The organism is Aurantimonas aggregata, from assembly GCF_010500835.1.
Lineage (GTDB): Bacteria > Pseudomonadota > Alphaproteobacteria > Rhizobiales > Rhizobiaceae > Aurantimonas > Aurantimonas aggregata.
Genome location: NZ_JAAAMJ010000004.1, coordinates 214,395 through 231,961 on the forward strand (window position 1 = coordinate 214,395; position 17,567 = coordinate 231,961).

General features: G+C 64.4%; 5 protein-coding genes. 4 read left to right on the plus strand and 1 reads right to left on the minus strand.

Annotated features, from left to right (window positions below; all coding sequences use genetic code 11):
- Window positions 1-281: 281 nt before the first annotated feature.
- Window positions 282-956 (plus strand): response regulator, encoded by a 675-nt coding sequence (locus GTW51_RS24470; protein WP_163043542.1) that lies wholly within the window; start codon window positions 282-284, stop codon window positions 954-956.
- A gap of 38 nt (window positions 957-994) precedes the next feature.
- On the opposite strand, the gene GTW51_RS08840 is transcribed toward GTW51_RS24470, so the two are convergent.
- Window positions 995-2,263, minus strand: a complete 1,269-nt coding sequence (locus GTW51_RS08840) for a sensor histidine kinase (RefSeq protein ID WP_163043543.1) — start codon at window positions 2,261-2,263, stop codon at window positions 995-997.
- Between the two features lie 342 nt (window positions 2,264-2,605).
- On the opposite strand from GTW51_RS08840, the gene GTW51_RS08845 reads away from it, so the two are divergent.
- From GTW51_RS08845 to GTW51_RS08855, 3 genes are all read left to right on the plus strand, one after another.
- The gene (locus GTW51_RS08845) at window positions 2,606-12,064 is read left to right on the plus strand and encodes a peroxidase family protein (protein ID WP_163043544.1); all 9,459 of its coding nucleotides are present in this window, start codon (window positions 2,606-2,608) and stop codon (window positions 12,062-12,064) included.
- A gap of 79 nt (window positions 12,065-12,143) precedes the next feature.
- Window positions 12,144-13,916: a type I secretion system permease/ATPase gene (locus GTW51_RS08850; RefSeq protein ID WP_163043545.1), complete on the plus strand. Its 1,773-nt coding sequence runs from the start codon at window positions 12,144-12,146 to the stop codon at window positions 13,914-13,916.
- Between the two features lie 11 nt (window positions 13,917-13,927).
- Window positions 13,928-17,567 (plus strand): cadherin-like domain-containing protein (locus tag GTW51_RS08855; protein ID WP_203565974.1); only part of this gene is annotated, 3,640 nt, incomplete at its 3' end.

A 17,567-nucleotide genomic window follows, 5' to 3' on the forward strand; every position in this document is an offset into this window, starting at 1 on the left:
ACCGGCACCCTGATGTCCAGAAGGCTCTAGTTCTTCCGAAGAACCCGAAAAGAAAATACCTTCAGTCAAAATTGTCAACCGAGTAATTTCGCAGTCAATCTAAAAAAGATAATACAACCTTAAATTGTAGAAAATGATAAGTCTGCATTATACATCATGGTCTCGGGCCAACAAATCTGCAACTCTTCAACTCAACTGGCGCGAAAGGCGTGGGAAATCTTTACATAGGGACAATTTTGTGCGACCTCTGAATTGCGGCCATAATGTGACAGGAGCGAGTCGTGGCACCTACCTCGATCGCCTTCATTGATGACCATCCCGTCCTCCGGGAAGGGTTAGTCAGCCTATTCTCGAAGTTCGAAGGCTATGCCGTGGTCGGCAGCGGTGCGTCTGCAGCCGATGCCCTGGCAATTGCCACCGAAAAGCAGCCCGACGTCCTGCTCATCGATCTGCAGATGCCGGGGAACGCAATGGATTCCATCGCCCGGATACGGATGAAGTCGCCGTCGATCATCATCATAGCATTCACAGCTTCCGACCGCATCGATCACGCGATCGATGCGTTGGAGGCCGGCGCAAACGGCTACGTATTGAAGGGTAGTACCGCTGGCGAGCTAACGGCTGCGATCAACAGCGCGATGCAGGGCGAGACTTTCGTTACGCCCAGTCTTGCCAGCAAGGTGATCGCAGCACTTCGCCTGCCGGTTACGCGAGGTTCACCCAATCCTCGTCTCAGCATCCGGGAAGACCAGATCGTCAAACTTCTGCTGCAAGGCTGCACCAACAAGGCCATCGCCGCGCGGTTGAGCATCAGCGAGAAAACCGTCAAACATTACATGACGCTGCTGATGCAGAAGCTGGATGCGCGCAATCGCCTGGAAGTCGTTCTGGCGGCTCAGAGGCTCGCGGACCCCAGCGGCCGCGACTGGCGGCGCGCGGATGACACGATGAATTAGTCGGTCGTTCTAGCCGTTCGACGTAAGCCGCGCGTTGCTTATTTTCCGCTGGCGAGGTCCGGCGGAAATCGAGCAACAAGCGACGTGCCGACACCGGAAATGCTTAGGATCTCAAGCGTTCCGTTGAAGGCGGCAACGCGGTTCCGAGCGCCCTGAAGCCCAAGCCCGGTGCTCCGGTCGTGTACTGTCGCCATCGAGGTAGCCCGCCCCGCGTCGTCTATGCGAACGACGATCATTTCCTCTAGGCCTGCAGAAACTTTTTGGCCCTGGCCGCCGGCATGTCGGACGATGTTCCGAAGCGCTTCCTGGACCACACGATACATGCAGGCCTTAAGCTCGTGCGATATCTCCATCGGTAACTCCGCAATATCCGTCTCGACCTTGGTTCCTGTATCTCGCTCGTGGCGCGCGACGGCGAGACGCAGCGCATCGGCGGCAGTCAGGTCGCGTAGCTCGGGCAATACGAGCCCGCTGGCAATGCACCGAAGTTCCCCTATGGCCTCCCGCAGCAGTTGCATCACTTTCGGTGGATCTTCTGAGTTAAGTGCTGCGAGCGTCAGGAGCTGAACAGGCCCGTCATGCAGGTCAGCACCTACACGGCTTAGCAGCTCTTCATTGGCCTGCGCCGCTCGACGACGTAAATTATCGGCCTCGATGCTTAGCGTCAGGTTTTGCCTCGACAGGTTCATGCTTCGACGGTGATGAAGTCGCGCCGCCCGGCGTTGCAATGCCATATGCCGATCAGCCTTGAGAACGATGAAGAACAAGGGCGTCATGGCTGCGATACTCAAGAGAATGCGGATCACCCAGCTGCCGGCGATGACGGTGAAAATTGATGCATGTATCTCATCGAGGTTCTGGTAGAATTCCCCCACCGCAATGACATTTCCATCAGCGTCGCGTATCGGGATATACATCTCAAGTATTCCGGCGTGATGGGTGCCCTCAGTGGGATGCTCTGTGTACTCTCCGAAATTCCGGACTGTCTCGCCTCCGGCCGCCCGGCGGACACTTTCGGAGACGACTTGCTGTCCGATCAGGCTTTCGTCGCTGGCATAGGCAATCGTCCCATCGGGAAGCCAGATCTTGACCTGCTCGATCTGTGTGCGCAGCCCGGTGTCGGCGATGGAGGATTCCAGTTGGAACTGCTCGTCCGGTTGAAGACGGCGGGAGCCTTTTAGCGACTGCACGTGGGGCGAAATGATGCCTTCCATGTAGATGGAGGCGACCCGCGTACTGCTGTCGACCAGGTTGGCGGTGATCAGCTGTGACTGCAGAATTCCGCCAATGGAGAGAAACAGGGTCACCAGGACCGACGCGACCAGCAGGAATTGTCTTGCCAGCCCAAGTCGGCGCCACCGCGTCAGCAGCCTCGAGGTCAAATTCCCGTTCGACCAAGGTCCGATGTCCTTCCCGCCTTTGGTCGTCGGACCTCCTCGGACCAAAGTAGCCAAAGTGCCTAGGACCTTCTGACCTAACGCCATGCTGAACATCCGTTAATAATCATGCCAGATCGTCGCTGCGATAGGAATCGATCACGCGACAATAGATCGCTCGCGCTGAGAGCATAACAGACATGCTCGCAAGTGCCTTGCAAATATTTCGTTTGGACAGCGCGCGCAGCAGCCGCGTTAACGGGAGTAGGGACCATGGCCGCCTTCAAGATCAACCAGGCCGATCTGTCATTCGTTCTGCAGCAGATCAAAATTGCTGAGGCGCATGCTGCCGGCATCCCGCTCACCAGCATCCTGCTCGACCCCAACGGGCAGGTTGTTGCCGATCCCGAGGCGCTCAATGGTCAGGGCCTAACCTACTACGTTCTCGACGGCGTGAATGGATTGGTTCCCCGGGACGCCAGCCAGCCGCTGGCCATTCCCGATCCCCATGTGCCTTTCGGCCTGCGCACCGTCGACGGGACGTACAACAACATCGTTCCGGGCCGCGAGACCTGGGGCGCCGCGGATCAGTCGATGCCGCGCCTGCTGGATCCCAAATACACCAGCGGTATCGGCTCGGCTGACCTTGACGGACCGGGACCGGGTGGAGTCGTCGTTGGTGGGGACTATGCAAACCCCGGCAACATCGTCGACACCGCGCCGCGCACGATCTCCAATCTCATCGTCGACATGAGCCTGAACAATCCGGCCGCGATCATCGCCGCCCTGACCTTCGCCGGCTCGGAAGACGTGCTCGGCGACCAGGGTGAGATCAGCGCAGCATTCGCCGCGCTGAAGGCCGCCCGGGACGCCGATCCGGCCGGCGACCACTCTGTCCTGCAAGGGGAACTCGACGCCGTTCTGGAAGCCAAGGGCGTCACCGTCAACAATGGTTCGCTCGACATCCCGAATGTCGCGCCGGACGAGGGCCTGTCCGCGCCGTTCAACGCATGGATGACGTTCTTCGGCCAGTTCTTCGACCACGGCCTGGATCTCATTTCCAAAGGGGGCGATGGTGTCGGCACGGTGTTCGTGCCGCTCGCCGTCGACGATCCCTTGGTTACCCATGGCCCGGACGGAATCGCGGGCAACGGCGACGAAGTGCCGCCGCAGCTCCGCTTCATGACGTTGACCCGCGCGACGCCGACGGACGACGGGTCGCAGACGAACACGACGACCCCGTTCGTCGACCAGAACCAGACCTACACCTCGCACGCTTCGCATCAGGTCTTCCTGCGCGAATATCGCATGACGGACGAAGGACCGGTTTCGACCGGCCGTCTGCTCACCGGGGCTGATGGTGGACTGGCAACCTGGGCCGATATCAAGGCGCAGGCGGCCACGATGCTGGGCATCGAACTGACGGACGGCGACGTCCTTAACATCCCGATGATCCTGACGGATCCCTACGGCGAGTTCGTCCGCGGGGAAAATGGCCTGCCGCAACTGGTGCAGCTCAACCTCGACGGCTCCCTCAATGCGCTGATCGAGGTCGATCTCGATGCTCCCGTCAACACGTTCACGTCCCTTGCCGCGCGCATCGGCCACGCTTTCCTCGACGACATCGCGCACAACGCCAATCCGCTGAACAGTCAGACCGGCGCGCTCAAGATCGCCGACGACGACACGGGTCTCGGCCTTGCCGATAGCGTGTCGACCGCCGGGCGATACGACAATGAACTGCTGGATCGTCATTACGTCACCGGCGACGGCCGCGGCAACGAGAACATCGGCCTCACCGCCGTGCATCACATCTTCCACTCCGAACACAACCGTCAGGTCGACGCCCAGAAGCTGACCATTCTGCAGAGCGGCGATCTCGCCTTCGTCAACGAATGGCTCTCTGTCGACATCGATGGTGCAGCCCTCGCCGCCTTCAATTCCGGTTTCGAGGCAGCCGCTGACAAGGGCGTCTATCTTGCCGGCAACGCGCTGTTCAACGACGGCAACTGGGACGGCGAGCGCCTGTTCCAGGCCGCCCGTTTCGCCACCGAGATGCAGTATCAGCACCTCGTGTTCGAGGAGTTCGCGCGCAAGGTCCAGCCGAATATCGACGTCTTCGTGTTCAATTCGGTCACCGACGTCGACCCATCCATCTTTTCGGAATTCGCCAACACGGTCTACCGCTTCGGCCACTCGATGCTGACGGAGAACATGCCGCGCATCGACGCCGACGGCAATCCGATGGACGCCGGTCTCGGCCTCGTCGAGGCCTTCCTCAATCCGGTGCTCTTCGACCAGACGCTCGCCGGGGTACCCATCTCCCACGACGAGGCGGCTGCGGCGATCGTCCGCGGCATGACCATCGAACGGGGCAACGAGATCGACGAGTTCGTCGTGGACGCCTTGCGCAACAACCTGCTCGGCCTTCCGCTCGATCTCGCTGCGATCAACATCGCGCGCGGTCGTGACACCGGCATGCCGTCGCTGAATGACGCACGCGGCCAACTCTATGCGGCAAGCGGGTCGTCCTTCCTTAAACCCTACGATCACTGGGCCGACTTCGCGGCGAACCTGAAGAACCCGGCATCGATCGTGAACTTCATCGCGGCCTATGGCACGCATGGCTCCATCACAGCTGCGACCACGCTTGAGGGCAAGCGAGATGCGGCAATGGAACTGGTGTTCGGTCTCGATCAGAACGGCGACAATTCGGTGCCCGCCGACCGGATGGCCTTCCTGACAGGAACGGGCGACTGGGCGGGTGACGAAACCGGCCTCAACCTGGTCGATCTGTGGATCGGCGGCCTGGCCGAGAAGAAGATGCCGTTCGGCGGCTTCCTCGGCTCGACCTTCAACGCCGTCTTCGAGCTGCAGCTCGAGAACCTGCAGGACGGCGACCGCTTCTACTATCTGACCCGAACCCAGGGCCAGAACATGCTCAACGCGCTGGAGCAGAACTCCTTCGCCAAGATGATCATGGCTAATACGGCCCTTGCGGACGCGGGACTGGACGGCATCCGCGGCACGCCCGACGACATCGTCCTGCGCCATATCGGCGTCGACGCGTTCGCGACCTACGACTACGTCCTCGAAGTCAATGTCGCCAATCAGGCGGATTACGATCCGAACGATCTGAGCGCGACTGGCAAGGATCCGACCGGAAACGATCCGTTCCTCGAGGCGATAGGCCTCGGCAAGGTCGTGCGAGTGGACCCGACCGGCGACGTCACCGAAAACTACATCCGCGTCTTCGGCGGCGAGCACGTGGTGCTGGGCGGCACCAACGGCAACGACACGATCATTGCGGATTTCGGTGACGACGGCATCTGGGGCGATGCGGGCGACGATCGCATCGAGGCGGGCGCCGGCGTCGATCTCGTCAATGGCGGGGCCGGCAACGACATTATTACCGACTCAGGCGATACCGGCGACTTCCTCAAGGGCGACGAGGGCGACGACGTTATCGCCAATTCGAACGGCCTCGACATCCTGATGGGCGGCACCGGCAAGGACGTCTTCTTTGTCGGCGTCGATGCCACCGAAGTCTTCGGGGGCGAGGGTGACGATTTCATCCTCGGCGGCGACGACTTGGACTTCCTGATGGGCAACGAGGGAGACGACTGGATCGAAGGCGGTGGCGGCTTCGACACCACGGCCGGCGACAACTCGGAGCTGTTCTTCAACTCGGCCATCAAGGGCCACGACGTGATGTTCGCCGGCAATGACGAGCATGATTTCGACGCCGAATCCGGCGACGACATCATGGTCCAGGGCGAAAGCGTCATGCGCAACGAGGGCATGTTCGGCTTCGACTGGTCGATCTTCAAGGGGGTATCCTTCGGGGCAAATGCCGACCTGCGCGTGCCGATCTTCACCACCGAGCAAGCCGACATCCTGCGCAACCGCTTCGACAAGGTGGAGGCGCTGTCCGGCTGGGACCAGGACGACATCCTGCGCGGCGACGACCGCGTCCGTGACACCGACGGCGCCGCGACCATCGGCACTGCCGAGGGCGTATTCTTCCAGGACGAGCTCACGCAGGCGGGCGTCGACCGGATCGACGGTCTTCGCGCCCTGCTGGGCAATCTGATCGACGCTCCGAACGGAGCGACCGCCGAAGAGCGGGAACTCGAAATCGCCTTCGATGGCGGCAACATCCTGCTCGGCGGCGGCGGCAACGACCTGCTTCAGGGCAATGGCGGTGACGACTTACTCGACGGCGACGCCTGGCTGAACGTTCGGATCCGCATCACCCAAAAGGACGTCGACGGACAGGGAACCGGGAACACCGCCGGCAACCAGATGGCCACCGTCGACAGCCTGAAGCACGTCTTCACGGCCCAGGATGCCGGTGACCCTGCCTGGATCGGCAAAAGCCTGTTCGAGCTGATGATCTCCCGTGCGATCGTGCCGAGCCAGTTGCACATTGTGCGCGAGATCATCGAAGACGATGGCACCGGTGACACCGATATCGCGGTCTTCAACGACGTGCGCGCCAACTATTCGATTACGTCCAACGAGGATGGCACGATTACCGTCACGCAGAACGCCGTGACGGTCGGCGTCATCGATCCGCTCACCGGACGCAATCTGGTCTCCGACGGTGTCGATACGCTGCGCAACATCGAGATGCTCCGCTTTTCCGACATGGACTTGATGCTCACGCCGCCGCAATTGCAGCTGGACGCCTTCAATCCCGGCGGAACCTACGCCGACAACTTCACCGTCGCCACGTACGGCAACAGCAACGGCACGATCAACTGGGGGCCGGACTGGATTGAGACGGGCGACGACGACAGCGCAACCGCTGCGGCCGGACAGATCCGCATCACCGGCAGCCAGTTGCAGTTCGATACCGGCAACGGTGCCAGCATCTCCCGTCAGGTCGATCTTTCGGCCGCCAGTTCGGCCCGGCTGACCTATTCGGTCAACGAGAACGGGTTCGATCCGGGCGAGACGATACTCGTCGAGTTTTCGCCGAATGGCTCCGCACCGTTTACGCTTCTCGAGACGGTCAACTTCACCACCGGTAATGCATCCCGGGCCTTTGACCTCACGGGTCCCTTCACGGCGAATGCCGTCATCCGGTTCACGGCAAGCGGCGTGGCCGGCTTCAATGAATTCGTGAATATCGACATTCTGGCCTTCACGCTCACGGTGCCGAACCCGTCACCCACGGTGGACTACCAGACGACATTCACCGAGAACGGCGCGGCGGTCGCAATCGCCAGCGGACCCTCCATTGTCGACGACGCCATTCAAATGGCCTCGGCCCGGATCGTCCTGACCAACGCGTCCGACGGCGATCAGCTGCTCGTCAGTGCGCTGCCTGCCGGCATCGTCGCGGCGGTCAACACGGCGGTCGCCGGACAGATCACCGTGACGCTGACCGGTGCCGCATCGCTGGGCGCGTACCAGAACGCCATCCAGGCCGTCACGTATCGGAGCGTCTCCAACGATCCGGTCGCCGGCGATCGGATCATCAACGTCACGGTCAACGATGGGGTGCTCGACAGCAATGTCGCCACAACCACGGTGAACGTCGTCCCCGTCAACAATACGCCGAACGCGGTCATCGACAATGTGGTCACCAATATCGAGGGGCCCGTCTTCATTCCTGAATGGATGATGCTGCAGAACGATACCGATGTGGACAGTTCGGTACTGCGGGTGATCGGGGCGACGGAAAACGACGCCAACTTCGACATCGTCTACGACCCGGCCACCAGCGGTGTCACCGCGACCCGGACGGACGGCGACAATACGAAGGACTTTACCTACACGCTCAGTGACGGTTCGCTCACCGATACCGCCGATGTCGACATCACCTGGGATACGGTGGGCACGATCAGCGGCACGAACGGCGCCGACATCCTTCTGGGCGACGCTCAGTCGAGCACGTTCGACGGCAATGCCGGCAATGACGTCATCATTTCCGGTGCCGGCGACGACACGATCATCTGGAACGCGAACAACGCCCCGGCCAACGGCAACTTCGGCTCGGACGGCCGGGACATCGTCGACGGCGGCGAGGGGACGGATACGTTCGTCATCAACGGCAACGCGGCCAACTTTGTCGCCGAGGCGTATCGCATCTACTCGCGGGACGCTGCCGATGCCGCCGGCCTCGTCGTCACCAACCCCTTCGCCGAGATCGTCATCACGCGCGGCGGCACCACCAACGCGTCGATCATCGCCGAGCTCGATGCCGTCGAGGAGATCATCGTCAACACCGACAACGGCAACGATACCATCCAGGTGATCGGCGACTTCTTGCCGACCAGTCTCGCCATCAACACGATCACGATAAACGGGGGCACGGGCGACGACGTCGTCGACATCTCCGCGCTCAGCTCGGCCCACCGCATCGTCTTCCGCTCCAATGGCGGCAACGACACCGTCGTGGGCAGCATCCGGCCACAGGACGTCATCGAGCTGGCGCCGGGACAGGACATCTCGACCTACACCCTGGTCGACAACGGCAATGGAACCCAGTCCCTCACCAACGGTGCGCACTCGATCACCTTCACCGGATCGGCCCCGCCGGCATTCGATAACGACTCGACGCCGGATGACGACGCGATCGACGGCGCCTTCGAATACACGCCGAGCGACGTCGCCGGCCTCAAGGCGCTGGTCAACGGGCAGACACCTGCCTCGGCGGGCGACGACGAGGTGCCGACGGGTGTCCGCGAACTCAGCGGCTACGACAACAACGAAGCCAACCCTGGCTGGGGCGCTGCCGACGAGGCGTTCATCCGCATCACAAATCCGCATTACGGCGAGCCCGACGCCGACGGCAACCGGGCGATCAACCCGGTCTTCCAGGGGCTCGACCCGCGCACCATCTCCAACATTCTCGGTGCCCAGGAGGCGGGACTGCCGAAGGCCGGCAACGATGCCAACATCTTCTTCATGTCGATGGGCCAGTATATCGACCATGGGCTGGACTTCCTGCCCAAGGGCGGCAACGGCACGATCGCGATCGGCGGGCCCGGCGGTGGCGACCCGTTCTCCGGCAATCCGGCGGACCTGACGCGCGGTACGGTCATCGGCTACGACGATGACGGCAATCCGCTGCACAAGAACCAGACGTCTCCCTATGTCGACCAGAACCAGGCCTATGGCTCGAACAGTCTGGTCGGCCAGTTCCTGCGCGAAAGCGACGGCAACCAGGGCTACGGCATGCGGCTCTATTCGGGAGCGCCGGATCCGTCAAACCCGGAATTCAACCTTCTGCCGACGCTGCGCGAGCTGATCCAGCATCACTGGTACGCGGACACGATCTTCACCGATCCCGGTCTTCCGAATGGCCAGATCAGCTTCCGCGCCTACTACACCAACTATGCGATCGACGCGGACACCACCGGCACGCTCTTCGATGACGAGGCGGGTGCCTTCGACCCAGGCGTCGTCAGTAAGGTGATCTCCAACTTCATGGGGTCCGGCCACCCGCTGCTGCTCGACACCAACCCGTTCATCGACGTTCTCGATCACTATGTTGCCGGCGACGGGCGGGCGAACGAGAATTACGGGCTGACGGCGATCCACACGATCTGGGCCCGCAACCATAATCACCATGTGGACGGACTGCTGGCTGCCGGCTTTGAGGGCACGCCCGAAGAAGTCTTCCAGGCCGCCAAGATGATCAACGAGGCCGAGTACCAGCGGGTGGTGTTCGACGAGTATCTCGAGACGCTGCTGGGCGGCCTGCGCAGCGAGGGCACGCATGGCTTCGAGGAATACGACCCCAATGCCAATGCCGCGATCTCGCACGAGTTCGCCGCCGCCGCGTTCCGCTTCGGCCATTCGCTGATCGGGCAGAAGCTGACGGTGCTCGACGCCAACGGCAACCCGGTCGAGGTCAATCTGTTCGACGCCTTCCTCAACCCGAGCAACGCCGCGGGTGTGTTCACCGGTCCGCTGCCTCCGGGCTATGTACCGCAGCCGGGATATGCCCAGTATGGCGTCAACGCCATCGTCGGCGGGCAGGTTCTGCAAGCCTCCGAAGCGGTCGACTTCAACATTGTCGACGCCGTCCGCAACGATCTGGTGCGCATCAGCGCCGACCTGTTCGCCTTCAACGTGGCCCGCGGCTGGGACGTTGGTCTCGGCACGCTCAACCAGATCCGCATGGATCTGGCCGCCTCGACCGACCCCTATGTCAGGGAAGCAGTCGGCTTCGCCGGGGGCAATCTCTCGGCCTACACGTCCTGGGGCGATTTCCAGACGCGCAACGGACTGAGCAATGCCGTCATCGCGCAGTTCATGGAGGCCTACCCCGACCTGGTTCTCGCGGCCGAAGACATCACCGCCTTCCAGGCGATCAATCCGGACATCGTCATAGCGATGCAATCGGACGGCACCGGCATCGTCAAGGGCATCGACCGGGTCGACTTCTGGGTCGGCGGCCTTGCCGAAAAGCACATCAATGACGGCATTGTCGGCGAGACCTTCTGGGTCGTGCTGAGCGAGCAGTTCGAGCGGCTGCAGGACGCCGATCGCTTCTACTACATCTCGCGCTTCGACGAATTCGACTTCTACGAGAACTTCATCGACGGCCAGGAATTCGCCGACATCGTCGCCCGTAACACCGGGATGGACGACCTGCCGGAGCACATGTTCCGGACCGACGACGAGGACGATGACGACACCGCCGACGACGGCGGCGACGACACCGTCGATGATGATGATGATGATGACACCGTCGAGGATGATGATGACACCATCGACGATGACGACGTCTCGGATGATGACGACGACGACACCGTTGGCGATGACGACGACGATGACGACACGGTCGACGACGACGACGACGATGCGCCGACACCGCCCGTGCCACCGGTCGTGGCCGGCCTGGTTCTGACGGGAACCGCGGCAGCGGATGTCATGATGGGCAGTGCCGAGGCCGACGTCTTCAGCGGCGGCGACGGCGGCGACATCATCCTCGGCGGTGATGGCGACGACACGCTGATGGCCGGGTCGGGTTCCGATCTCGTCAAGGGCGATGGTGGCCGCGACATGATCTTCGGCGGTGCCGACGACGATGTCCTGATGGGCGGTGCCGGGGACGACATGATCTTCGGCGACGCCGGCGACGACCGGATCTTCGGCGACGACGGCGACGACATGCTGGAAGGCGGCGCCGGATCGGACGTCGTCTATGGCGGGGCGGGCGACGACCGCTTCATCATCCGGCAGGGCGACGGCGACGACATCTACTGGGGTGACAGCGGCCAGGACACGCTGGACTACGCCGTGATCAGGTCCAAGATGATCATCGATCTCGGCAACGGGCCGCTGCAGCAAGGCAGCGTCATGAGCGGCCACAGCGGCTACGATACGGTCTTCGGGTTCGAGAACGTCATCGCTGGCTGGGCCGACGATCGGATCACCGCCAGCTCGGTGGTCAATGTCATGGATGGTGGCGCCGGCAACGACGTCTTCGTCTTCCGCACGGCGGCCGATGCCGATGGCGACCTGATTAACGGCTTTGCCAGTGGCGACCGGATCGACCTGAGCGGCATGACCGGCCCCGCCGGCTTCTCCCTGGAGACGACGTCGCTCACCGGCGCCGGACAGGTGCTGGTCACCCACGTGACCGGCGATGACGGCGAGGCGCTGACCCGCATCCAGGGCAATGTCTCGGGAGGACCAGGGGCCGACTTCACCCTCGACGTCGCCGGGACTTACAACCTGACCTCGTCGGACTTCAACGGCGTCGCCTGAGCGACCCCGGGCGGGGGGCCATGGCCCCCCGCCACTTGCGGCACTCCGATCATCGCATCCATCCGAGGGGACGGCTCCCATGAGCACTCAACGACGCCGCCAGCGCGTCAATCCGACCACCATGTCGGAGCGCATCGGCAATTATCGCGGCCTGGCGATCTTCCTGCTCTGCCTCTCCGGGGTGATCAACGTCCTCGCTTTGACCGGCGCCTTCTACATGCTGCAGATCTACGACCGGGCCCTGACCAGCGGCAGCGTGCCGACCCTGGTGGCGCTGTCGGTCCTGGCGATCGGGCTCTATCTCTTCCAGGGTATGTTCGACGTGTTGCGGTCGCAGATCCTGGTGCGGTTCGGGGCGCGCATCGACGCCAAGCTCGCGCCGCTCACCCACCAGGTGGTGATCGAGATGCCGCGCTACGGCTATTCGACGTCCGAAGCGCTGGAGCGCGGCCGCGACGTCGATACGGTGCGCGGCTTCGTCGCCAGCCAGGCGCCGATCGCACTGTTCGACCTGCCGTGGATGCCGCTGTTCATCGGCTTCGTCTATCTCCTCCACCCCATGCTGGGGCTTTTGACCATTGGCGGCGCCATCGTCCTCATCGCGCTGACGATCATCACCGAAGTCCTTACCAAGCGCAGCAGCGCCGAGATGAACCGCGCCGCCGTGCAGCGCGCCAACCTGGCCGATTCCCACGCCCGCAATGCCGACATATTGCGCGCGATGGGCTTCGGCGGCCGGGCGGTGGCGCGGTTCGAGGAGGCCAATGCGCGCCACCTCGACCTGCAGACGAAGACCAGCGACATCAGTGGCTCGTTCAGCGGCCTGTCGAAGGTGCTGCGGATGATGCTGCAGTCGGCGCTGCTCGGCCTCGGCGCCTATCTGACGATCCAGGGCGAACTTACCGCCGGCGCGATCATCGCCTGCTCGGTCGCCTCGGCCAGGGCCCTTGCGCCGGTGGATCTGGCCATCGGCAACTGGAAGGGCGTTGTCGCGGCGCGGCGCAGCTTTGCCCGGCTGAAGGAGACGCTGGCGGCTATGGACGACGATTCCCGTCTCGTCGACCTGCCGGCCCCGACCCAGTCGCTGAAGCTCGAGAACGCCACGGTGGTGGCGCCGAGCACCGGCACGGTGCTGCTAGGCGATGTGAGCTTCGAGCTGAAGGCGGGACAGGCGCTGGGCCTGATCGGGCCGAGTGGCGGCGGCAAGACCTCGCTCGCCAAGGGCATTGTCGGCGTCTGGCCGCTGCTGCGCGGCTGCGTCCGGCTGGACAATGCCGAGCTCGGCCAGTGGCGGACCGACAGGCTCGGGAGCCATATCGGCTACCTGCCGCAGGACGTATCGCTGCTCGATGGCTCGATCGCCGAGAACATCGCCCGCTTCGATCCCGAAGCCGACGCGCGCAAGATCATCCACGCGGCACGGGCCGCCGGGGTGCACGACATGATCGTGCGGCTGGAGAACGGATACCAGACCGAGCTCGGCCCGCATGGCATTGCCCTTTCCGCCGGGCAGCGCCAGCGCATCGGTCTTGCCCGGGCGCTTTACGGCGATCCGTTCCTGGTGGTTCTCGACGAGCCGAACTCCAACCTCGACGCCGAGGGCGAAGCGGCCCTGACCGAAGCGCTGACCAAGGTTCGCGCCCGCGGCGGCATCGCCATCGTCGTCGCGCATCGCCCGAGCGCGCTCGCCGCCGTGGGCCTCGTCGGCGTCATCCAGGCTGGCAAGCTCGTCGCCTTCGGGCCGAAGGAGGAGATCCTGCGCGAGCCGGCGCGGCCGATGGCCCGGCCGATGGCGCCGGCCGGCAAGATCTATGCGCCGGCGGCGGCGGTTGCCGCGGCATCGACGGTCTAGGAGGGGCGGCGATGGAAGACCGGCTGACACTTGGCATCCCGGACCAGGATGCGGTCAATGCGCCGAAGAAGCGCTTCGAGATCAAGGACAATGCCTCGCGGGTCAATTCGCTGGCGGTGCTGCCTTTCTTCGTGCTGGCATTCGCCGGGGTGCTGAAGCAGTTCTTCAAGGACGATGAAGAGGAAGTGCCCGGCAAGAAGCAAGGCTCACCCCAGCCCGACCAGAACCCTGAGGCACAGCCGGCGACCGGCACCACGATCGAGACGGCCGACGCGAGCGAACTCGCCAAGGTCGTGCGCATCTCGGACTATCTGGATGCCATCGCCAAAGGCCGGCCGCTGCCGACCTTCGACGTGTCCGAATTTGCCTTTGCCGAGGCCAGCGACGCCGCCTTCCAGGCGGCGTTCCAGCAGGCGATGAGGATGCCGCCCGCCGCTTTCGCCGTCTCGGGCGGCGGTTCGGGATCGACGGGGCCCGGCAATCCACCCGGGGCCGCCGCGACACCGCCCACCGCCAACGACAACCAGCCGGCGCCCGGCTCGCCGCCCGCCAGCGGGAATACCGTCGGCCCTGACACGCCCGGATCGTTGCCCGGCGACGACGGTCCCAGCATCGGGTCGCCCGGTGGATCCGAGCCGGGCCTCGGCGATCCCAATGTCGACGATGATGATGACGACGAGGACGACGTTCCGGAAGCGCGGCTGAACCGGCGGCCGGTCCTCTCCGGTCCGGTCTTTCTCGACAACGGTCTTGTCAACCTGTCGGTGATCATCACCATGGGCGAACTGCTCCACGGTGCGAGCGACCCCGACGGCGATGTCCTGATCGTCCGCAATCTCGAGGTGGACGGCGGCACGCTGGAGCGGATCGGCCTCGACCGCTGGCTCTACACGCCGGCAACCGACGAGGCCGGGCCGGTGGTCTTCCGCTACCGGGTCAGCGATGGCGAGGAACTCGTCATGCAGACGGCACATCTGGAGATCCGCCTGCCCGAGACGACGGCGATCGTCGGTACCGACGGCGACGACATGCTGATCGGAACCCCCTATGCCGACCTGATCGACGGCCGTGGCGGCGACGACATGATCTATGGCCGGGAAAGCAGCGACATCCTCTACGGCGGTACCGGCAATGACCGGCTGGTCGGCGGCGGCGGCCACGACGTTCTCTGGGGCGGCAGCGGCAACGACATCCTGTTCGGCGGCGACGGCGACGACACGCTGTACGGCGAGGACGGCGACGACATTCTCTACGGCGATGCGGGCAACGACGTCATCTTCGGCGGCGATGGGCGCGACGAGGCGCATGGCGGCGACGGGGACGACGTCATCGAGGGTGGCCGGGGCAACGACCTGCTGTACGGCAATGCCGGCGCGGACGTGATCGATGGCGGCGAAGGGGACGATTACATCGACGGAGGGACTGGCCGCGACGTGCTCGTTGGCGGCGCCGGTGCCGACGTCATTCTCGGCGATGCGGACGATGACGTGCTCCGCGGTGACGACGGTCACGACCAGCTCTTCGGCGGCGCGGGCAATGACAAACTGCATGGCGGTGCAGGCAATGATACGCTCGACGGCGGCGAAGGCGACGACATCCTCCACGGCGACGACGGCGACGACACGATCCTCGCCGCAGCCGGCAACGACGAGGTCTACGGCGGCACTGGTGACGACACGATCGACGGCGGCGAGGGTGACGACGTCCTTCACGGCGATGACGGCGACGACACGATCCTCGCCGCCGCCGGCAACGACGAAGTCCACGGCGGTGCGGGTGCCGATGCAATCGACGGCGGCGACGGCGACGACGTCCTGCACGGCGACGAGGGCGACGACACGATCCTCGCCGCGGCAGGCAACGACACGGTCCACGGCGGCACTGGTGACGACACGATCGACGGCGGCGAAGGCGACGACATCCTCCACGGCGACGACGGCGACGACACGATCGTGGCCACCGCCGGCAACGACGAAGTCCACGGCGGCGCTGGTCACGATACGATCGACGGCGGCGATGGCGATGACCTCCTCCACGGCGACGACGGCGACGACACGATCGTCGCCGCGGCAGGCAACGACGAGGTCTACGGCGGCACTGGTGACGACACGATCGACGGCGGCGAAGGCGACGATATCCTCCACGGCGACGACGGCGACGACACGATCTTTGCCGCGGCCGGCAACGACACGGTCCACGGCGGTGCCGGTGACGACACGCTCGACGGCGGCGACGGCGATGACGTCCTCCACGGCGATGACGGCGACGACACGATTCTCGCCGCCGCCGGCAACGACACGGTCCACGGTGGCGCAGGTGCCGACACGATCGACGGTGGCGACGGCGACGACGTCCTGCACGGCGACGAGGGCGACGACACGATCGTCGCCGCGGCAGGCAACGACACGGTCCACGGCGGTGCCGGTGACGACACGCTCGACGGCGGCGACGGCGATGACGTCCTGCACGGCGACGACGGCGACGACACGATCGTCGCCGCGGCCGGCAACGACACGGTCCACGGCGGCGCCGGTGACGACACGATCGATGGCGGCGAAGGCGATGACCTCCTCCACGGCGACGAGGGTGACGACCAGATCGTCGCCGCGGCGGGCAACGACGAAGTCCATGGCGGTGCCGGTGACGATACGATCGACGGCGGCGAGGGTGACGACGTCCTTCACGGCGATGACGGCGACGACACGATCCTCGCCGCCGCCGGCAACGACGAAGTCCACGGCGGCGCTGGTCACGATACGATCGACGGCGGCGACGGCGATGACCTCCTCCACGGCGACGAGGGTGACGACACGATCGTCGCCGCCGCCGGCAACGACGAAGTCCACGGTGGCGCTGGTGACGATACGATCGACGGCGGCGACGGCGATGACGTCCTCAGCGGCGACGACGGCGACGACACGATCGCCGCCGCCGCCGGCAACGACGAAGTCCACGGTGGCGCTGGTGACGATACGATCGACGGCGGCGACGGCGACGACGTCCTGCACGGCGACGACGGCGACGACACGATCCTCGCCGCAGCCGGTAACGACGAAGTGCATGGCGGTGCCGGCGCCGACACGATCGACGGTGGCGACGGCGACGACGTCCTGCACGGCGATGACGGCGACGACACGATCCTTGCCGCGGCAGGCAACGACACGGTCCACGGCGGTGCCGGTGACGACACGCTCGACGGCGGCGACGGCGATGACGTCCTGCACGGCGACGAGGGCGACGACACGATCGTCGCCGCGGCAGGCAACGACACGGTCCACGGCGGTGCCGGTGACGATACGATCGACGGCGGCGACGGCGACGACCTCCTCCACGGCGACGAGGGTGACGACCAGATCGTCGCCGCGGCGGGCAACGACGAAGTCCATGGCGGTGGCGGTGACGATACGATCGACGGCGGCGACGGCGACGACGTCCTCCACGGCGACGAAGGCGACGACACGATCGTCGGCGCAGCCGGTAACGACGAAGTGCATGGCGGTGCCGGCGCCGACACGATCGACGGTGGCGACGGCGACGACGTCCTCCACGGCGACGAAGGCGACGACACGATCGTCGGCGCAGCCGGTAACGACGAAGTGCATGGCGGTGCCGGCGCCGACACGATCGACGGTGGCGACGGCGACGACGTCC

Bases quoted from the DNA above. Each gene is read 5' to 3' on its own strand.
- GTW51_RS08845 (WP_163043544.1), top strand. From the start codon at position 2,606: ATGGCCGCCTTCAAGATCAACCAGGCCGATCTGTCATTCGTTCTGCAG.
- GTW51_RS08850 (WP_163043545.1), top strand. From the start codon at position 12,144: ATGAGCACTCAACGACGCCGCCAGCGCGTCAATCCGACCACCATGTCG.